This is a genomic window from Salinivibrio sp. AR647 (genome assembly GCF_001995415.1).
Lineage (GTDB): Bacteria > Pseudomonadota > Gammaproteobacteria > Enterobacterales > Vibrionaceae > Salinivibrio > Salinivibrio costicola.
Genome location: NZ_MUFE01000003.1, coordinates 340,996 through 361,732, shown reverse-complemented (window position 1 = coordinate 361,732; position 20,737 = coordinate 340,996). Strand labels below are relative to the sequence as shown.

At 44.7% G+C, this 20,737-nt stretch carries 18 protein-coding genes; 5 read left to right on the top strand and 13 right to left on the bottom strand.

What is annotated here, in order from left to right; genetic code table 11:
• Window positions 1-147: 147 nt before the first annotated feature.
• The 12 genes from BZG76_RS05630 to malX all read right to left on the bottom strand — a co-directional run bounded on the left by BZG76_RS05630 (window position 148) and on the right by malX (window position 13,901).
• On the bottom strand, window positions 148-1,254 hold the full coding sequence (locus BZG76_RS05630) for an ISAs1 family transposase (RefSeq protein WP_077460461.1): 1,107 nt from the start codon (window positions 1,252-1,254) through the stop codon (window positions 148-150).
• 337 nt (window positions 1,255-1,591) lie between these two features.
• Complete coding sequence (locus tag BZG76_RS05625) at window positions 1,592-2,563, bottom strand: ABC transporter ATP-binding protein (RefSeq protein WP_077460460.1); 972 nt, start codon at window positions 2,561-2,563, stop codon at window positions 1,592-1,594.
• Window positions 2,560-3,333, bottom strand: a complete 774-nt coding sequence (locus BZG76_RS05620; protein ID WP_077460459.1) for an ABC transporter permease — start codon at window positions 3,331-3,333, stop codon at window positions 2,560-2,562. The genes BZG76_RS05625 and BZG76_RS05620 overlap by 4 nt, the downstream gene beginning before the upstream one ends.
• Window positions 3,330-4,190 (bottom strand): glycosyltransferase, encoded by an 861-nt coding sequence (locus BZG76_RS05615; protein ID WP_077460458.1) that lies wholly within the window; start codon window positions 4,188-4,190, stop codon window positions 3,330-3,332. Before BZG76_RS05615 ends, BZG76_RS05620 begins: the two co-directional genes overlap by 4 nt.
• A complete protein-coding gene (gene glf / locus BZG76_RS05610) occupies window positions 4,187-5,317 on the bottom strand; it encodes a UDP-galactopyranose mutase (RefSeq protein ID WP_077460457.1) in 1,131 nt (376 codons plus the stop codon). The genes BZG76_RS05615 and glf overlap by 4 nt, the downstream gene beginning before the upstream one ends.
• The gene (locus BZG76_RS05605; protein WP_077460456.1) at window positions 5,314-6,270 is read right to left on the bottom strand and encodes an NAD-dependent epimerase/dehydratase family protein; all 957 of its coding nucleotides are present in this window, start codon (window positions 6,268-6,270) and stop codon (window positions 5,314-5,316) included. Before BZG76_RS05605 ends, glf begins: the two co-directional genes overlap by 4 nt.
• A complete protein-coding gene (gene rfbA, locus BZG76_RS05600; RefSeq protein WP_077460455.1) occupies window positions 6,270-7,139 on the bottom strand; it encodes a glucose-1-phosphate thymidylyltransferase RfbA in 870 nt (289 codons plus the stop codon). The genes BZG76_RS05605 and rfbA overlap by 1 nt, the downstream gene beginning before the upstream one ends.
• 4 nt (window positions 7,140-7,143) lie before the next feature.
• Window positions 7,144-8,232 carry a dTDP-glucose 4,6-dehydratase gene (gene rfbB / locus BZG76_RS05595; RefSeq protein ID WP_077460454.1) on the bottom strand — a complete coding sequence of 363 codons (1,089 nt, stop codon included), beginning with the start codon at window positions 8,230-8,232 and terminating at the stop codon, window positions 7,144-7,146.
• A gap of 236 nt (window positions 8,233-8,468) precedes the next feature.
• Window positions 8,469-9,830 (bottom strand): MBL fold metallo-hydrolase RNA specificity domain-containing protein, encoded by a 1,362-nt coding sequence (locus BZG76_RS05590; protein ID WP_077460453.1) that lies wholly within the window; start codon window positions 9,828-9,830, stop codon window positions 8,469-8,471.
• A 166-nt stretch (window positions 9,831-9,996) separates the two neighbouring features.
• A complete protein-coding gene (locus tag BZG76_RS05585) occupies window positions 9,997-10,929 on the bottom strand; it encodes an alpha/beta hydrolase (protein ID WP_077460452.1) in 933 nt (310 codons plus the stop codon).
• Window positions 10,930-11,065: 136 nt separating this feature from the next.
• Window positions 11,066-12,244 carry a MalY/PatB family protein gene (locus BZG76_RS05580; RefSeq protein ID WP_077460451.1) on the bottom strand — a complete coding sequence of 393 codons (1,179 nt, stop codon included), beginning with the start codon at window positions 12,242-12,244 and terminating at the stop codon, window positions 11,066-11,068.
• Between the two features lie 82 nt (window positions 12,245-12,326).
• Complete coding sequence (gene malX / locus BZG76_RS05575) at window positions 12,327-13,901, bottom strand: maltose/glucose-specific PTS transporter subunit IIBC (protein ID WP_077460450.1); 1,575 nt, start codon at window positions 13,899-13,901, stop codon at window positions 12,327-12,329.
• Window positions 13,902-14,134: 233 nt separating this feature from the next.
• Here malX and malI point away from each other — a divergent pair, with 233 nt between their 5' ends.
• The 3 genes from malI to BZG76_RS05560 all read left to right on the top strand — a co-directional run bounded on the left by malI (window position 14,135) and on the right by BZG76_RS05560 (window position 16,351).
• On the top strand, window positions 14,135-15,157 hold the full coding sequence (gene malI, locus BZG76_RS05570; protein ID WP_077460449.1) for a Mal regulon transcriptional regulator MalI: 1,023 nt from the start codon (window positions 14,135-14,137) through the stop codon (window positions 15,155-15,157).
• A 127-nt stretch (window positions 15,158-15,284) separates the two neighbouring features.
• Window positions 15,285-15,590, top strand: coding sequence for a PTS fructose transporter subunit IIB (locus BZG76_RS05565; protein ID WP_077460448.1), 306 nt, complete (start codon window positions 15,285-15,287; stop codon window positions 15,588-15,590).
• On the top strand, window positions 15,587-16,351 hold the full coding sequence (locus BZG76_RS05560; RefSeq protein WP_077460447.1) for a PTS sugar transporter subunit IIA: 765 nt from the start codon (window positions 15,587-15,589) through the stop codon (window positions 16,349-16,351). The genes BZG76_RS05565 and BZG76_RS05560 overlap by 4 nt, the downstream gene beginning before the upstream one ends.
• On the opposite strand, the gene BZG76_RS05555 is transcribed toward BZG76_RS05560, so the two are convergent.
• Window positions 16,342-17,205, bottom strand: coding sequence for a helix-turn-helix transcriptional regulator (locus BZG76_RS05555; protein ID WP_077460446.1), 864 nt, complete (start codon window positions 17,203-17,205; stop codon window positions 16,342-16,344). The two genes, BZG76_RS05560 and BZG76_RS05555, sit on opposite strands and share 10 nt — an antisense overlap.
• Before the next feature lie 249 nt (window positions 17,206-17,454).
• Here BZG76_RS05555 and BZG76_RS05550 point away from each other — a divergent pair, with 249 nt between their 5' ends.
• Together BZG76_RS05550 and manA are read left to right on the top strand one after the other, a co-directional pair.
• A complete protein-coding gene (locus BZG76_RS05550; protein ID WP_077460445.1) occupies window positions 17,455-19,365 on the top strand; it encodes a PTS fructose transporter subunit IIABC in 1,911 nt (636 codons plus the stop codon).
• A gap of 120 nt (window positions 19,366-19,485) precedes the next feature.
• Window positions 19,486-20,694 (top strand): mannose-6-phosphate isomerase, class I, encoded by a 1,209-nt coding sequence (gene manA, locus BZG76_RS05545; protein WP_077460444.1) that lies wholly within the window; start codon window positions 19,486-19,488, stop codon window positions 20,692-20,694.
• The last annotated feature ends 43 nt before the right edge of the window (window positions 20,695-20,737 follow it).

The window sequence follows — 20,737 nt, the reverse complement described above, 5'->3', positions numbered from 1 at the left end:
ATGTTCTCTTATCAGCACAAGTAGACTTTATATGATATGATGTATTAACAAAACAACTTTCGTCGTAACGACTACTATATGGGTCATCAATTAGATAATCGATTTCAAATTCTGATGCTACTCACGGAAAACCCATGAACATCCGCGTCATGAAAGGCTTCCCAGCACGGTCGCCAAGTACTCTTGGTCCATCGCGCACATCATTCGCTTGCGTTGAATGCCGGCTTTGAAACTCTTCTCTTGCTTTAATAAATTCAAAACCATTTGCCTTATTCGTGCAAAAACTTCAGCTCGGTCATCTACCCTAATTCGGCAGGCATCTTCTTTTAATCCAACATCGAGTTGCCAATGCATTGATTCAATTAGCCAGTGCGAGCGAGTGGCATCATGAAGCTCTTTCGCTGTCAGTGCTTTTGAACTTATATAATAGCGCACAGAAATATCGGATTCGTCGGCGTGTTTGCCTTCTTGTCGAACACTCACCATGATGCCCATCGTTTTTAGTTCAGGCCAATCATAAGCCAAATCACCTAATACACTTAAATCGGTATTGATGAGTNCATGCGATTTCTCTTGTGATGAGTAGCTATCACCATCAAAGTTTTGAAGCATTGAAGGCCGGTAATAATTATCAAGCGCTTTGTCTAACTTACCTTGGTTTCCTTTAACAGCGAGCAAATAATCGGCATTTTTATTAATGATTTTCTGTGCGATTTTTCGCTGACAACCCATGGCATCTATAGTAATTAAACATCCAGAAATGTCGAGCAATTCCAGCAGCTTAGGTACTTCAGTGATCTCATTGGTTCTACTATTTACTTTTGACTGTCCGAGGCATACACCATTTGCGGTTGCGAACGCATTAACCATATGAATCGCAGCTTGGTCTGTTGCTCGGTTATATGAACCCCTCAGTGTTTTTCCATCAATGGCAACTACTTCACCATCCGTTAATTCATGACACGATTTCATCCATTCTATGAAGGCTTTTTGTAATGCTTTTGTACTGATGGTTCCAATCACTCTTGCAATCGTATCTGCCGAGGGTGATGTTTTACCTGAGAAGCCAAAGCGTAATAAAAAATCACGCTGCTTACGTCCATAATCACTCATACCTTTCCAGGTATCATCACCAGACAACACCGCACAAATCGTTATCAAAATAATATCTGATAACGTATGTTCAACTTTACCTTCTTGGCGAATGTCTCTAATGGAAACGAAATGCATAAATGGACTTTTATCTTCTGTCATTTTTAATCTCCTAAACGTTAGGAGACCATTAAATCGCACTGAAAATGATCAACAAATTGATCCTCTATTTTCACTTATTTTAATTAATAAATATGGCATAACGCACGGTTTTCAGCCCTAAGTGGCAACTTAGTCATTAAGTTGCTAGCCCAGGCGTGGCGCGGATCTTCATGCGTTTTCCCTGCAATAAGAATAAAAGAACAATGATGCTGCTATTAAAAATAACTTTGCAGAAAAAAACTTACAAATCTAGAGAAAAGAAAGTAAAAAGTTAAAACTAATGGCAATAAGAAGAATATAAATTCTGGTGATGAAAATATCATTTGACGATGCTTACCTAAACAGAAATAGAGATGTTGAAGTTAATTTTTTTCTGGATACCATCATGAACCACTAGTGTATAGTCCGTATCATAAAAAACTCGCATCCAAAACGTTTTAACGTCTGCACCTAATGACTGAACATCATCAGGGTCTACATAAAATTCCAATGATTTCAGATCTTTTTTATGAAATTCTATATCTGCATACTCTTTTGATACATTAATATCTCCAATATCTAATTCAACCACATCTGGATTAGCATAATCTGAAAAAGCTAAGCCATAGCTAGTTAACTTCATCATCATATTATATTTTATATATACAGAGTCGCTACTGCCTTCAGCTATAACAACTCCATCCTCGATACATACCAACCTATCAGAAAGCAATCGCAATTGAGCTTCATCATGGGAAACTATTATCACGGTGGTATTAGATTTTATTTTTTCCTTAATACTGCTTTGAGCCTTTTCTGCAAATGTCACATCACCAACACCAAGAACCTCATCAATAAGTAACACCTCTGGAGTTGTATACATAGCAATTGAAAAGCCTAACCTTGCTAGCATACCTGATGAATAATTCTTAATCGGCTTTTCATAAAAATCTTTTAGCTCTGAATATTCTTTTATGTCATCTATAAGATCTTTAATATGAGATAATCTGTGCCCGAGCAACATTCCACTAATTAGAGTATTTTGTCTTCCTGATAAATTAGGGTCAAAGCCAGCCTGTAACGCCATTAACGATACACTCTGTGTGTTAATTTTAATATTACCGCCATCAGGTTTAATAATTCCAGCCAAGATTCTTAGTAGTGTTGACTTTCCCGCACCATTACGGCCAATGATACCTAATGTCTCACCTTTAAACACATTAAATGTAATATCTTTTAAGGCTGTGTGTTGATCATAAGAAAAAAGACTAGTTCTTTCTTTATAGATAACACTAACGTTTTTTAATTCTATGGCTTTATCAATGGTCATTTTTGCACTACCCTCGGAAGGATATACTCTAGTTTTTTAAAAGCAAAAAAACATACCAAAATAATGGTTAAAGATAGCATTACTACATATAACAACAAGTTAAAGTTAGGAACTGTTTGATACATTAATACATCACGATATGAACTCAACATAACCGCCATTGGGTTTACGAAAAAGATCTTTGACTCCATTGCAGGTATGTCTCTATAGTTAAAGAAAATACCAGAACAGAACATCATTATTTGTAATCCTGTTTCAATTACAAAGGAAAAATCCCGAACAAATGGCACTATTAATGAAACAGCTAATGAGAAGGCTACTATAAGTAATAATTGTATTAAAACTATAGGTATAAACCAAAGCAGGACTAAATTGTATTCATAGCCATAAATTAGTAAAAATAGGAAGAGCAATAGAAACACTAGGACCTGTTTTATTGCGTCTTGTAATATGAAAGTTAAAGGGAAGAATATCTTGGGTACATGTACCTGACTCATCAAGTATTTACCTTGTATAATGCTTCCCTGTGCATGACTCACGCTACGCCCAAACCATATCCAAGGAATCAATCCGGTTAGCAAAAAAGGGACATAATCAGGCCCACCTTGCTTAAGCAAAAAAGAAAAAACTAAATAGTAAATAGCCATTTGCAATAGTGGCTCAATAATCCACCATGCATAACTAAAGTAGTTGATCGAAGCTTCTGACTTTAAATTAAGGTTGGCCTTTATCCATACTAGCTCTAAAGTCCTAAAGGGCAGACGGCTCATAATGATTTTCTCTTAAATAATGCTTTAAAGAACACATTCAGTTTCAGTTTTTTAGCAAAGATAGAAAAGTAATAAATGTGAACTAACAACGGATAAATTCCGAAAACACCATTAATTTCACGATTAAACCTCCTACTATTCTTTAGAATATAAGAAAGTCGAAATTCATCAAATTCTCTACCGACATCATCCACATCATGAGTTACAACCAATTTATCTTGATAATAGCCACTTAACCTCATTTTTTTAGACAGTCTGTGAGTAAATGTCAGATCATCGAAATATAGAAAGTAATTAGTTGGTATTAATGATGAGCATTTAAAAATTCCTTCATTATAGATTGTTAATCCAATAAAACTAGCGGCTTCAATTGGACCACTCACCTCACCAAATTTTCGACGACTTATCAAAAATTCTAGACTTTTCTTTATTGAACTAGGTACAAAGTTCATCGGTCTATTCATATTTAGCCTAATTTTATTCTTATTGATAACTTGAGGAGCTAAGTAAGCATAACTACTCCCAATATCCTTATAAGAACTTTGGATTTCATCTAAGAAATCTTTACCAAAAAAGGCATCATCATCTAAAAACGTAGTTACAAATTTATCGTATTTTTTTTCTAGGTGCTCAAGACCAGTAAAAAAGCCAAATGAAGCCCCTTTATTCTGCTCAAGCTTAATTACACTAATTCTAGAATCCTTTTCTGAAAAGTCATCTAAGATATCCCGTGTTAACGATGATGAATCATTATCAACAACAACTATTTCGTCCAAAAAGGTGCGCGATAATTGTTGGATTGACTCTTTCAACTTTTGAGTCCGATTATAGGACACAATCACAACTGTAAATATCATATTCCGCTTTTTAGACAATAATTTTCGAAGCACTCAATCGCTTCCTTAATACATACATCCATATCAAGATAACGGTAAGTCGCTAGCCGACCAACAAAAGTTATATTCTTTTCTTTTTTCGAGCGCGCTTCATATAAATTCCAAACATCATCTCCCGATACATGTCGAACTGGGTAATATGGAATATCACCACCTTCACACTTTTTGCTGTACTCTTTATACATGACACTTTCTTCATGCTTTTCCCACGGAGTGAAATATTTATGTTCCGTAATTCGAGTAAATGGGACATTCTCATCACAGTAAGACATTACAGCACAACCCTGGTAATCATCTTCACTATAAAACTTTTCAAACTTTAAAGTTCGATATTCTAGTCGACCAAATTCGTAGTTATAAAAGTGATCGATAGCTCCTGAAAAGAATACATGTTCATAGCCTTCTTCATCTATGAGTTTATCCACATCTTCTTTAACTAACTTAACATTTAACTCTAACTCGATATTGGGATGATTTAACATATTCTTAAAAATACCAGTATAACCATCTCTTGGAATACCTTGGTATTGATGTGAAAAGTAGTTATCATTGTAATCAAATCGGACAGGCAAACGCTTCAGTACAGATGAAGGAATATCTTTAGGATCCATCCCCCACTGTTTTTTTGGATAGCCGTAGAAAAAAGTTTTATATAGATCATAACCAACAAATTTTATAGCTTGCTCTTCAAATGACTTCGGTGCCTGGATACTCTGATCACCTTTCGACTCAATTAATTTCTTAGCTTCTGTGGGAGAGAGAGCAGATCCATAAAACTGATTTATCGTATGAAGATTTACAGGTAGTGAGTATACCTTTCCGTTGGCAGTTGCCTTCACCCTTGTTATATAAGGTTCAAAATCTCCCCACTTGTTAACAAAATCCCAGACCATTTTATTATCTGTATGAAAAATATGTGGCCCGTAGACGTGGACATTTATGTTAGTTTTTTCATCTCTCTGATCGAAGCAGTTACCACCAATATGTGCTCTATCATCTACTACTTTTACCTTCACACCCTTTTCGGCGAGCAATCTTGCGATTGTAAGCCCACTAAAGCCTGAACCAATGATTAGTATTTTTTTCATTTTTTCCTCAATTTATGAAATTTAATTAGTTTTTCAATGCCACATGCGAGGCTAACACTCGCCTGCCAATTTAGCTCTTGCTTAGCACTACTCACGTCTAACTTAACACTACTTTCAATATCAATAGATTGGCAATCCAGCTTTTTTTCTACACTGATACTCATTTTTTTCTCAATCGTATTGATCAGTTCAGTTAGTGAGATCGGAACTCCCGAACCTATATTAAAAGCTTTTTGTTGCCCCTTATATTCAATCGCCTTTATAAAAGCATCTGTAAGGTCCCCAATATACACATAGTCTCGCTTGCTTTTCAGTGAACCAACTATTGTCAATGGTAACCCCTTCGATACTCTATTCAAGAATATAGGTATAACTCCTTGGTTCCCCTCTAGGTTTTGCTCCTCTCCATAAGGATTTGAGATCCTAAGGGATACCGCCTGCTTACCATACTTTTGCGCAAGATAATTCAAATAAATTTCTGTAGTAGCCTTATTCACTCCATAGGAAATGTTTGGGTTATACCCATCGCTTTCGTGAAAAACTCTATTCGACTGCCCATAAACGGTTCCACCTGATGATGCAAATATGATTTTTTCGCAGCCGTTCTGATAAAGAGTTCTAAATAAGCGAGTATTCGCCAACATATTATCTAACAGATCTTTATCTAAATCTGTTTCTGATGCAGCTGGAAACATTGTTGTAGCTAAATGTATAACCGTTTTTACATTGCTTGAATCTATAATTTCGCTCAGTTGTCTTTTATCGATAGCGACTTCAAGGTAACTAAGCTCAAACCACTTAAAATTCTTACTTAATTCAGGCAAAGAGTCAGGTTTCCCGACTACATCTATGGCAACTATTGGTATATTGTTATCTAATAACTTGCGAATCAACGCTTTACCAACAAATCCGGCACCACCAGTAATTAACACTCCGTTATGCTGTGATTCCATTAGTCACCTTTAGCTAGATTAATAATGTATCTACCGTAGTCGTTTTTACTCATAGGAGTAGCATTCTTGATAGCTTCTTCCGTAGATAGCCATCCATTTCGTAAAGCAATTTCCTCAAGGCAAGCCACTTTCAATCCTTGAACATTTTCAATTGTTTGTACAAAAGATGACGCTTCATGAAGGCTCTCATGTGTACCTGTGTCTAGCCACGCAAAACCTCGTCCGAGTACCTCTACATTTAACGACGCATCTTTGAGGTACATATCGTTAATTGATGTAATCTCTAATTCACCTCTTACAGAAGGCTGCACCTCTTTTGCAAAATTGACAACTCGGTTGTCATAGAAATACAAACCGGTTACGGCATAGTTTGATTTCGGCTTTGCGGGTTTTTCTTCTATCGACACCGCTTTCATTTCTTCATCAAACTCAACGACACCAAAACGCTCTGGGTCTTTCACTTGGTAACCAAATACCGTTGCCCCGCTCTCTCTCGAAGCGGCGCTTTTCAAGGTTTGGCTGAACGACTGGCCATAGAAAATGTTGTCTCCAAGGACTAAACACACACTGTCATCGCCGATAAAGTCTTCACCAATAATAAACGCTTGCGCTAGCCCATCGGGACTTGGTTGAATGGCATATTCTAAGTTGATGCCGAAGTCACTACCATCACCTAACAGGCGCTTAAAACCTTCGTTATCTTCGGGTGTGGTAATGATGAGAATGTCTTTGATTCCCGCCAACATTAACGTGGAAATCGGGTAAAACACCATCGGTTTATCGTAGATAGGTAACAGCTGCTTAGAGACACCACGTGTAAGTGGGTAAAGGCGGGTTCCTGAGCCCCCTGCTAGTACAATACCTTTCATTTGCCTATTCAACTCCTAAGCGTTCACGTTGGTAGCTGCCATCTTGGACATTTTGGCACCATTGTTGATTGTCTAAATACCATTGAACCGTTTTCTTTAGACCGGTTTCGAACGTCTCCACAGGCGTCCAACCAAGCTCTTTTTGCATTTTGCTTGAATCGATGGCGTAGCGGCGATCATGTCCTGGCCTATCTTGAACGTAGGTAATTTGTTCAGCGTAAGCGGTCTCTTTCGGAACTAGCGTGTCCAAAATGGAACAAATGGTTTGAACCACCTCTAAGTTTTGCTTTTCATTGTGACCACCAATGTTGTACGTCTCACCAACTATTCCCTCTGTCACCACTTTGTAAAGCGCACGAGCATGATCTTCTACATAGAGCCAGTCGCGAATTTGGTCACCTTTCCCATAAATTGGCAGTTCTTTGCCTTCCAGGGCATTGAGAATGACAAGTGGGATCAGCTTTTCAGGGAAATGATAAGGTCCATAGTTGTTTGAGCAGTTTGTCACGATAGTAGGAAGGCCATAAGTGCGCAACCAGGCACGAACTAGATGATCACTAGAGGCTTTAGAGGCTGAATAAGGGCTTGAGGGTGCATAGGGTGTCGTTTCCAAGAACATCGGCAGCGATTCATTGGCTGAATCAACCTTGTGTTTTATATCATCCGGATGCGGGAGGTCACCATATACTTCATCGGTGGAGATATGATGGAAACGAAACGCTTGTTTAGCACTTTCATCAAGCTGGTTCCAATACTCGCGCGTCGCTTCCAACAGTGTATAGGTGCCAACAATATTGGTTTCGACAAAAGCCGCGGGGCCGTCGATTGAGCGGTCAACATGCGACTCTGCAGCAAGATGCATAACAGCATCAGGCTGATGCAAAGCAAAAACCCGGTCTAATTCAGCGCGGTTACAAATATCCACTGGTTCAAACGCGTAACGATCGCTTTTCGAAACTGACACTAACGATTCAAGGTTACCGGCATATGTCAGCTTATCGAGGTTAACCACACTGTCTTTGGTTTGTTGAATAATATGGCGAATAACCGCAGAACCGATAAACCCTGCACCGCCTGTGACTAATATTTTCATCGCTAGGATTTCCTTCGAGTAGAGCGCAAAACCCTACTATGTTTCAACCACGCTACCGCCATGAGGTGTCGCTCCCCCTGTGCGCATAGCTAGATTGTATATGGACGCGCAAGGCGCATAGCCATGTAGATTTTAACGGGCTTTGAGTTTACCTGCTAATTTTTGCAGGCAAAAGACCGAGCGCAAAAAAGTCGACATTGCGCAAGCGGTGTGGCGGTTTTTTGGGCGAAAGGGCCCTAGGGGATGGGAAGGAGCAGCTTCGCGTCTAGTTCCCGCTGGCTATCCGGTTCGCCATGAATCAAGTGGATTTGTTTTGGCGGCGGTTGGATGCCTTGCACGAAGTTGACCAGGTCATTTTGGTCGGCGTGGGCGGAGTAACCGGAGATGGTGTGGATTTGGGCGTTGACGGTGACGGGGGTGTTGTCTATCCACACTTGTTGGTTGCCTTGCTGAATATCACGTCCGAGGGTGTGTTGGGCTTGGTAGCCGGCAAAAATCACATCGGTGCGTTTGTCTTCCAGCAAGGCGGCGAGGTAGTTCATAATACGCCCGCCTTGGCACATGCCGGAGGCGGCGACCACAATGGCCGGCTCGCCAGTTTGTTTTAGGCGATTGACCAGTGCCATATGCTGGCTGTGTTTATCAATGGTGATGCATTGCTCAAAGGCTAACGGGTGGCGGTGWTGATTAAGCTTGGTTTTGGCCTCTTTGCTCCATAGCTTTTTAAACTGGCGATAATGGCGCGTCACCTTTTGCGCCATGGGCGAGTCAAGAATAATAGGGAGCGCCTCATCAAGCTGCTTTTGGTGGATAAGCTGCTCGATATCAAACAACAGCTCTTGGGTGCGGCCGACACTGAACGCTGGGATCAAAATCGCGCCACCGTCTTCTAGTGAGCGTTGAATGATCGTCTCGAGCCGCTGGGCGCGGTTGCCGACGGACTCATGGGTTTTATCGCCGTAGGTAGATTCTAAAAACAAAATATCGGCGCGGCTTGGCGGGATTGGATCAGGCAGCAGTGGCGTATTACTGGGCCCTAAATCGCCGGAGAACACTACGCGCTGCTCGTCGGGCAGTTTTAATTCAACATAAGCTGACCCCAAAATATGCCCGGCCGGTTGCAAGCGCAAATAGGTCGCCGGCTGCCCTTTTTGCTTGGGCTTTAGCCGGTGCCAGCTGTTGTAAGACAGCGTCACGGTTAACTGGCGGATACGTTCGAGCACCTGCTGGCGATTGCCATAATGCATGTTGAGTTGCAGCTTTAAGGTGTCGTCAATCAATAGCGGCACCAGCTCCGCAGTGGCTTCAGTGCAATAAATAGGGCCGTTAAAGCCCGCCGCCAGTAGCCAAGGCAGCAAACCACAGTGATCGATATGGGCGTGAGTGAGGATCAGCGCATCAATGCGTTTGCCGTTGAGGTTCACCCTCACCTCCCGCGCTTCATCGCCTTGGTATTGACCGCAGTCAATTAATAAACGTAAGCCTGTCGGTTTAATGTCGACTTGGTGGCAAGAGCCAGTCACGGTTTGATAGCCACCGTGGTGGGTGACGGTGAGGGTTTCATTGTTTATTGAGGTTTTTAGTGAAGTGTTGGGCATGGTTACGTCCTTGTTGGGAAAAGAGCAGGCCGTGCGCGCATCAGGTTTTTGCTCTTTCTGTACTCTGTATTCCGTCATCTGTATTCGGGAATTGGAATACTGAGCGCTTCGCTTACGGAATACGGAAAAGAGCGGACCGTCTCGCATCGGGCTGCTCTTCCCGCCTTCAATCTTTTATCATCTTATCCATCATCTGTTCTATCAATGGGCTTGGGTGGCCGTTGTCGTCGGTGAGGAAATAGGTATGGCCCCAATTTGGGTCGAATTGGTCGTTAAAGGCGTCGCAGTCGGTTACCGTCACTTTGTTGGCGGGAAGTGCGTCGAGGTTTTCGGGGCCGGTCATGCCTAAACGCCGGGTGACGGTGCGGTGGCGCACGTTGACCACTTTTGAGGCGGCCATGGCGATATCATCGGCGGCATAGTAAATGTGGACTTGTTTGGCGGCATCCAGCACTGCCCTGCCCGGCTGGTGCGGCTCTAGGGCTTGGTTATCGACATCGGCGGCCATCATAAAGATATGCCGAAACCATTGCGGCATGGTGTCGAGCCCGGCATGTTGGTGCCAATGAGAAAAGGTACTGATTAAAGTGCGATTGCCCATGGAGTGGGCAAGCACGTTCATGCGGCGTTTGCACGGGGTGGTTTGTTGCTCGGGGGCGCGGCGCCAGTCATCAAACATCGCCAGTAAGCGGCTAAATGCCAACCCTGACGCGGTGGCGGCGAGTTGGTCGTCCCAATAGTCATCGATAGCATCGAGCCGGCCATCGTCGTCACAGGGCCAGATAATCGGCACCACCAGCATAGCGTTGGGGGCGAGGCGATCAAACTGGTGTTGTAAGGTCTGCGCCATCGGGAAGATGTTGCGCTCCATTTGGTTATTGTAGCCATGGAGCAAAAACAGTACCTGGGTATGCGCGGGCAAGGCTTTCAGTTTGGCCATAAACGGCGCCGCGGTGATCTCTTGGTATTCGCCCTGCCCGGCGCGCTGGCAAAAATACACCCACTTTGAGATATCGGTATTTTGGCTATCAAAGTTTAACCAACGGCCGGCCTCACTGGTCGGCCCTTGCTCAGGAATACGGCTGGTAATAAATAACATGGCATCATCCACCGGTTATGAATGTGCGGTGAGGGTAAGCGAGGTAGGCCTTTGAGTTGTATGGTTTTTAGGGGGTTTTGCGAGGGAGGGAGCGGAAAAAGAGTAGGCTTCCTTATCTACTCTTTCTGATATGCATTTAACGCTGTCGTTTAATCGCTTGAATTAACGCATCGACACCCACCTCTACTTTAGATCGTGGACAACCGAGGTTCAGTCTCATGTGGTTTTTCCCTGCCTTTCCATACGTACTACCCGGCATGATAGCAACATGGAATGTTTCAATTAATGTCTTTTCAAGCGCTTTCATATCTAGATTCAATGGTGATAAATCGATCCACGCCAAATAAGTTGAATCTGGCACTTGATAAATGATTTCAGAGAAAGCGCTTTGCAATGTATCTCTTACGTACTCATGGTTGGCCAGCACGTAATCATTGAGCGCCGTTAGCCAACGTTCACCTTCGTTATAAGCCGCCATCGTCCCAAGTACCGCCAATATTGACGGTGATGATAAGCCATCCACTTCCTTCAGCCTGTGCAAATATTGATTATGGCTTTTCTTATCAGCAATCAGTGCATAGGCTCCTGTCAATGCTGGGATATTGAAGGACTTTGACGCAGAAGTGACGACTGCCCAACGATGATCACGCCCAATATCTACATAAGGACGATGAGGTTTGAAACAGATATCCATATGAATTTCGTCAGAAATCACGCTTACCTGGTATTTGTCACACAGATCAGCTATTTTTTGAAGCTCTTCTTGGCACCATACTCGCCCTGTCGGGTTGTGAGGACTACACAACAAAAGTACGGTGTTGTTCTCATCAGCTAGCTTCGCCTCAAAATCTGGCCAATCAATGTCAAATCGCCCTATCCGTTCGATTAAGCGGCTACGGATACACTTTCTACCTTGTCCTGCAATCACTTTATCGAAGGCGTCATAAGCCGGCGTATGAAACACAATCCCTTGTCCGGGTAGACTCCATTGTTCAATCAGCTTGGAGACGATGTAAATAACTGATGGGCCATAGGCCAACCACTCTGTATCGATATCACACTCGAAGCGCGTTTTATACCAGTGGCGAATCGCTGATTTAAAGTCATCATGGTTCCAGCGGCTATACCCTAATACTGGGTGCTCAAGACGCGTTTTCAATGCGTTAATAATCGGCTGTGGAATAGCAAAATCCATATCTGAAATCGTGAAAGGTAAAAGATCAGCTTGACCAAACCTATCCGACACGTAGTCCCACTGTGTGCAGTATGTACCCTTGCGATCGATGGGTGTATCAAAGTCGACATCATAAAGCATAATAATGTTCCAAAATTGACGAACTACGGTGCAATGAATATGTAGCGATATTGCACCGTATTAGTTTTTTAACGTTTCTTGATTAACTCGCTGTCATCATGGCTTGAATTTCATTTTTCACCAGATGAACCTGGGTCCCTATCACGACTTGGAGGTTGTGTTGATCGAGCTTCACGACACCAAGCGCCCCATTTGCTTTTAGTTTGGCGTCGTCAACTAAACTCATATCGTTCACAGATAAACGAAGCCGAGTAATACAGTTATCTAATGCTGCAATATTCTCTTTACCACCGAGAGCTGCAAGCATAGACGCACCTTTACCTGATGCATTGACAACAGCGACTTCAAGTTCTTTGTCTATTTCGGCTGTATCAATATCACGTCCGGGGGTCTTTAAGTTGAATTTTGTAATAGCAAGTTTGAATACAAAATAGTAGACGACGAACCAAATACCTGCGACAAGCGGCACGAGATACCATTTAGTCGCGGTGCCTTGAAGAATGCCAAACACTAGAAAATCGATCAGATTGCCATCTGTATTACCAATTGTGACATCGAGTAACCCCATGACCATAAAGCCTAAGCCCGTCAGAATGGCATGAACAAAGTAAAGAACTGGCGCAACGAATAAGAAAAGAAATTCTAGAGGCTCGGTGATGCCACCAACAACGCATGCCACTACGCCCGAAACAAGCAGCGCCTTGATCTTTGAACGACTCTCTGGTCGCGCGCAGTGATACATTGCAAGCGCGGCACCAGGTAGCCCACCGAGGAAAGTTGGCATTTTCCCTTGTGATAAAAACGCCGTCACTTCGGGAGTAAACGTAGTGGTATCAGCGCAAGATAACTCAGAGTAAAAGATATTAAGCGCACCAGATACCGTTTGGCCACACACTTCCATCGTGCCACCCGCTTCTGTAAATCGAATGAGCGCGACTAAAATGTGATGGAGGCCGATCGGCAGTAATAGACGTTCCCCGGTACCAAATAGCATCGGCCCAAAATCACCTGCGCCTTTAATGACATGGCCGATACCATTAATGCCAGCAGCAAAATAAGGCCATACAAAAGGAATAAGGACACCAACGACGCCGAGTACAAGCGCTGCAATAATAGGAACAAAGCGTGCACCGCCAAAAAAGGCTAGCGCATCTGGCATTTTAAAGGTGTAAAAACGCTGATGAAGCTTGGCCACGATTACACCAACAAGCACCGCCCCTAGGATACCCGTATCAATCGAGTCAATGCCTATAATGTTCTTTACACCATAGGCGAGGCGTTCCGATTCATCACCCAGCACACCGGCAACCGTGAGAAAAAAGTTAATTGCAAGGTTGAACGCTGCATAACCAACAAAGCCTGCAAACCCTGCTACGCCTTTCTCCTTACGTGCTAACCCTAATGGAATCGCGATAGCGAACATGACTGGCAAGTAGATAAACGCCACAAGCCCTATTTTGGTCATCCACATAAACAGAAACTGCAAAGGTGCAAAATCTAAAATGGGAATGGCGTCTTTGATCGCTGCGCTAGACAATGAGCTACCAACACCCAACAGGATCCCTGAAAATGCTAATAGCGCGACGGGTAACATGAAGGTCTTGCCAAGGCTCTGCAAGAACTCCCACATGGTCGATTTGTTATTGTTTTTAGACATAGTCCTTCTCCAGAACATGAGAACGTGTAGGGCTCATACCGATCACATTATGTGCGGATGACGTTTTTTAGTCGTCTTAAATATACGCTGATAAAATTATGATAAAACGTTTTATCATTCTTTGTGTGATCGAGTTAAAGAACATATCAAAAAGCAGCTTAAACCTTTTAAAACTAAAAAAATGGCGTTAAAGTTGCTTGATAAAACGTTTTTTCAAACTGGTAAGTAATCCTATGTCCTCAAAAAAAGTGACGATCACAGACGTCGCTAGACACGCTGGCGTGTCCGTGACAACGGTATCCATGGTCTTGGGAAATAAAGGGCGGATCTCGCTTGGTATGATCGACAAGGTTAATCATGCAGTGGAAGAGCTCGGCTATATTCGTAATCGAGCGGCCGCCAACCTAAGGGCTAATGCCAGTGAAATTATTGGGCTTATTCTCAGAGATATCAGTGACCCATACTATGCCGAAATCGCGGCTGGGCTGAGTGAGGAACTAGAACAACAAGGATACATGTTGTTTCTTACTCAAAGCGGGGGAACCCAAGAGAAACTAGAACAGTGTGTATTGACGATGGCGCGTCAAAGTGTTGGTGGCATTGCATTTTGCCCTAACGATGAAAGCCAGCAGTTCAATCTCGAAAAGTTGACACAACACAACCTACCCATGGTGTGTATCTCACGAGCATCACATGATCGACAAATCGACCATGTCGGTCCTGACAATACCTATGCTGCAAAGTTAGCAACGGAACACCTTATTAAACAAGGGCACCGTAGGATCGCTTATGTAGGAGGAACAAGCGCGTCACTGTGTCGCGCAGAACGTATCGGTGGTTACTGTTCAACTTTAATGCAGTTTGGTTTACCTTTTAAACCAGAATGGGTTCTTGAGTGTGGCAAAAGTCAAGCTACCGCCGCACAAACGATACAGCAATTATTATCAGCCCATCCACAAATTACCGCCATACTGTGCCATTACTCATCAACAGCGTTAGGCGCAGTATATGGGATACATCGAACTGGCCGCTCGATCGGCAAAGATAAATTTATTGGTGAACAGGTATCCGTGATTGGTTTCGATGATGTCGAAGAAGCAGCTCTAACCGTACCCTCTCTGACTTTTATCAATTCCAATGCTCGTGAGATGGGAAAACAAGCAGCAAAGCGGTTGATCGATCAACTGAGACAAAAAGATAGAGAGCCTTGCAACTTAATTCTCCCTCCCAAGTTAATCATTCGTGACTCTGCTTAATCTTCTATCGTGTGTGATAAAGTCTTTTACCATATTGTAACCTCGCGACTGTGATAGATACGCTTTCTTTCACCTCGCCTAACTGGCACTATTTTAGCGACTCAACCACTATGACGTTTCAACCACTATGAACAACATCGTCGCAATTACTGCTTGCCCTACAGGCATCGCACACACTTACATGGCTGCTGAGCAGCTTGAGAAAGCCGCCAAAAGTCTTGGTATTCAGATAAAGGTGGAAACCCAAGGGGCAATGGGGATTGAAAATGCCTTATCACTCGATGAGATCATGAAAGCAGAGTGCGTGGTTATTGTCTCTGATATCGAGCTAGAAAAAGCAGAAAGGTTGAGTCACTCAACCATTGTTCGCCTTGCCATGGAAGACGTTCTCACGGATGCGAAAGCGGCGCTACAAACGCAACTTTCCCTATGACGGGCGCATTTGTCTGCTTTTCGGCGCCGCTGCAAGGTTTAGTCAGCTGGCAAATGAGCGAGTTGGCAAGGCTATGCTCGCTGTTTAGTGGAAAAAGCACCTTTGTGAATGTCAGCAAAGACTGCACATCAGCGACCACCGACACTTTATCCATGCTTGCCACGGGTACCCAGCCCAATGATATTTGCCTGCTTCTGATTGAGGGAGCAGATGCCGAGCTAATGTGCTTAGTGCTCGCTGAATACGTCAGTAAGCACTGGCATTTACTCAGCACCTCTGCCTTTACTGCTGCCGCAAACAATCCGTTAGATCCGCCATCGCGCTTCGCGCATCCAAATCTGTGCGTTGAAGGATTACACACCCAAGCGACACAGTGTGAATCGCTGTTTAGGGAGATCGTTGAACGCGTCGCGGAAAAAGACACATCAATGCAAGCTCATGCTGCTTTTATGGCGCGGGAAGCACATTCATCTACTTACCTTGGCGATCAGGTTGCACTCCCTCATATTATTGATAGCAGCGTCCCTCATCCCGCCATCATAGTGACTCGCTGCCACCCTGCGATGACCTGGTTGAATCAAGAATCGGTTTCACTATGTATTGCGATCGCGATCCCCTGCGACATCGAGCGTACGACACTACGCGCCATCAGCCGCCTATCTCGCCGTTTGTCTTCATCCGCATTTCGGCGCTGGTTAACACACTGTGATGACATTCCTACCCAAATTGCGATGCTAGATGCCGCCTTAGATCAGGATTGATGGCTGAGCCGTCGATATTCAGAAGGGGTCTTGCCCGTTCTCGCTTTAAACACGCGGCAGAAATAGTTCACGTCATTGAACCCACAACGACAGGCAATATCGACTAATCGGAACTCATAACGCATCAACATAAATTTGGCTCGGTCAATGCGCACCCACACAATGTAATCTGCCAGTGTCATATGGCCATATTGTTTAAATAAACGTGACAGGTGGCTCGGGCTGATGTGGAAATGCGCAGCAATATCCGCACGCGAAAGGGCTTGCTGGTAATGCTCTTGAATGTAAATACAGATCCCCTGGTAGAGATCTTCCCCGCGAGAGTGGGCATTGAATATTGGTTTATCAACTAATTGATGGGTGTAGGCTAACAACGCCTTAATCAAATACCCATCGGTTAGGTGCTTGTTTGGCTCTTTAGCAAGCGCGTTTAACGCTTCAAGAATGTTATCCACCGCAAAGCCTGCACGCATCGGCACGGAGAACTTCTGCACACCGTAAAATCCGGCCACGTTGGCGCGTTTATTCACAAGGCTAAACCCCAACTGCCGACGACCATACAGCAAACTCAGCACCGAGCATGAATGTTGCCAATCGGGTTTATTCCAACAGTTTGGCGCGATATAAAGCGCCTCGCCACCGACCAACGTGTGTGTTTTTACACCCTCAGGCGTCGAGACAATATTGGTATATTGACCAGACACCACAATTTCTAAGCGTGGAAAGTTAACTTGATAGCTAAAAGGCTCAGGCACTTGCCAATCATTGGCAAAGATCACCCGACCAAACTGCTCGTCAGGTGATTTCAGTAGTTCAAGCAAATGAGAAAAGCTGGTAGGTGTCGAGGCTTTCATTATCATCCCTATCCGATCGTTTTCGGGCTCGCTGTCCAAAACGGCAAATGACCGCAAACGGCGTCAGTACGACGCATCAGCAACACCGCCATTATACCCATACGATCTGCCATTGCCGTTAATGAGCGAGATCACATTAAAAATGGTTGGGCACAATCATCCAGTAAATGCTATTTCTCTGCACTATTTTCCAGCCGCATACGGGCGCAAACTGATCACCATGTTCACACGAATCGGCAGGAGCCCATCATGATATCTGAACTGATCAACGAGCGCTTGATACGTCTCAACCTCGACGCCACCAGCAAGCAAGATGTATTTAATGAACTGAGCCAAGCATTGGTCGATAATGACCGTGTTAGTGATAAAGCCGCATTTATTGCGGATGTGAATGCGCGCGAAGCCCTAGGTAATACAGGCTTTGAAGCGGGCATCGCACTTCCTCATGCAAAAAGTGACGCCGTTACCAAACCCGGTGTGGTCATCGGTATTAGCCGAGACGGCATCGATTACGGTGCAGAAGATGGCGAGCGGTCTCATATCTTTTTTATGATTGCCTCTCCCACTAACGGTGGCGACCATCATATTGAAGTGCTGGCTTCCCTTTCTTCCAAACTTATTGAGCCAGGATTCACGCAAGCGCTACTTGCAGCCAACACGCCCAGTAAGGTCATGACCCTGCTGACTCAGCCCAGCAAAGAAAGCAATAATACCGGACCGAAAAAAGGCCTTATTATTGGTGTAACCGGTTGTCCGGCGGGGGTGGCACATACCTATTTAGCGGCCGAAGCGCTTGAAAAAGCCGCTGACGAACTGGGCTATGAAATAAAAGTAGAAACCAACGGCTCGATTGGGGTTAAAAACTCACCCACACAAGACGACATATTACGCGCCGATGCGATTGTCGTTGCCTGTGATAAACAAACCGATATGACCCGCTTCAACGGCAAAGCTGTGGTCGAAGTCGGCGTTAAAGAAGCAATTCGCGACGGTAAAGGCTTAATCGAAAACGCACTTAATGCCAGCCCTTATCAAGCCGCGGGTACGTCCAAGCAAAGCACAAACACCAACGCACCGTCCACTGCCACCACAAACTGGCGAAGTAACTTATATCGCTATTTGATGAATGGGGTCTCGCACATGATCCCCTTTGTGGTCACTGGCGGGCTATTGATTGCGCTGTCTCTCGCCATTGGCGGTGAGCCAACGGAAGCGGGCATGGCCATTCCAGAAGGCAGTGCATGGCAACAAGTGCTCGATGTCGGTGTGATTGCCTTCCAATTAATGATCCCAGTGCTTGCCGGCTATATCGCCTATGCGATTGCCGATCGCCCGGCACTTGCGCCAGGGTTAATTGGTGGCTGGATAGCGAATACCGGCAGCTTTTACAGCGCTGAAGCGGGCACCGGCTTTATCGGTGCCATCATTGCGGGTTTGCTTGTGGGGTATTTCGTCAAATGGGTCAGCGGAATTAATTACCATAAATTCCTCCAACCACTCGTTCCCATTATGATTGCGCCGATTACCGGTACCCTGTTTATCGCCGCGCTATTTATCTTTGTGATTGGGGCGCCCATTGCCAGCCTAATGGATTCACTTACCGCCATGCTCACCGCCATGAGCAACGGTAACTACATTTTATTAGGGATTGTACTGGGCGGCATGGCAGGCTTTGATATGGGTGGTCCATTCAATAAAGTGGCTTTCTTATTCTCCGTGGGGATGATTGCCAGCGGACAAACTCAATTTATGGGTGCGATGGCCTGTGCTATCCCAGTCGCTCCCCTAGGAATGAGTTTAGCAACCGTGCTAGGCCGTAAGCTTAATATCTTTGAAGCCACTGAACACGAAGCCGGTAAAGCGGCGGGGGCTATGGGCCTGGTCGGAATTTCAGAAGGGGCGATTCCCTTTGCCGCCCAAGATCCCATTGCGGTGATCCCCGCCAATATGATTGGCTCCATGGTGGCGGCGGTGATGGCCTTTGGATTCGGTGTGACTAACAGCGTGGCACATGGTGGCCCCGTGGTGGCATTGCTGGGCGCGATGAACAAGCCTGTTATTGCCCTTGTTTGTATGGTTGCCGGCGCGGTGGTGACTGCATTGGTTTGCGTTAGCTTGAAGAAGGCACGCAAAGCCCAGTGGCTGCAATCAGCCGCTTAATTATGCTATAAGCACACCATTATTATCACTTTCGGCCTCGCCAATCGGGGCCGATTTTCTCGTTTAAGAGTATATTTTCTCGTTTAAGACTATATTCTCTCGTTTAAGAGTACAGCTTGTATGAATAGCCCATTTCACTCACAGCCCTTTTTTTTAATGCGCAATCCCATTCAAACCTATCAATGGGGGAGCTGCACGGCTCTGCCAGCACTGTTTAATATTGCGAACCCCGACCAACAGCCGCAAGCTGAAATCTGGATGGGCGCGCACCCTAAAGCCAGCTCCGAGATACACGTTGGCGAAGCTTGGCTGCCGCTTAATACCTTGATTGCGTCTGACCCGCAATCCGCCTTATCCGCTGAGATTTATCAACGCTTTGGTGAACTGCCTTTTCTATTCAAAGTGCTCGCCGCAGACACAGCGTTATCCATCCAGGTACACCCAAGCAAACAAGAAGCCGAACACGGCTATCAAAAAGAAAACCAACAAGGCATTTCCCTATCAGCCGCGCATCGCAACTACAAAGATCCCAATCACAAACCTGAACTGATTTATGCGCTGACCCCGTTTAAGGCGATGAACGGGTTTCGTCCCTATTCAGACATTGTTGCGAACATTGCAAAAATCAATCACGATTCGCTCAACCCAATTTTTCAAGCTTTTACCGATTCCCCGGCTGAAGACACGCTACAAAGCGCCTTCGCTCAGCTATTAGCGCTTGAGGCAACCGATAAAGCAGCAGCAGTCGACGCTTTAATGGCAGTGGCCAATCAAAATGCGACGGAAGCTCCCTTCGATACCATTATTGATTTGGCGACACAGTATCCAGGAGATGTCGGCCTCTTTGCGACGTTATTGCTAAATGTCGTGACACTCGCGCCGGGGGAAGCGATGTTTTTGCACGCCCGCACCCCTCACGCTTACATCAACGGCGTCGGACTCGAAGTCATGGCCAACTCCGACAACGTATTGCGAGCCGGACTCACCCCCAAGCATATCGATGTTGATGAGCTGATCGCCTGTACAAGCTTTGCTCCTATAGCAACGGCTAACATAACACTCGAACCGACACGCACTGACCAAGGAACGCATTACCCGGTCGCGGTGCCTGATTTTTCCTTTACGCATTACCTTCAGGTTGACGATCTCACATGCCATATGCACAGCGGTGAAATCATCTTCGCCATTGATGCCCCACTGACTGTTTCTCATGGCGACCACAAGCTGACCATTGAAAAAGGCGAGTCTATTTTTATACCGGCGTGTACGAGCGAGTATCAATTACACTGCCAGGGCGGCGCTGTGAGGGTGTTTAATCAGATAGGATAAATGAGGAGGGGCCTTCCCTCCTTTTTACTCAGCCGTTTATCGT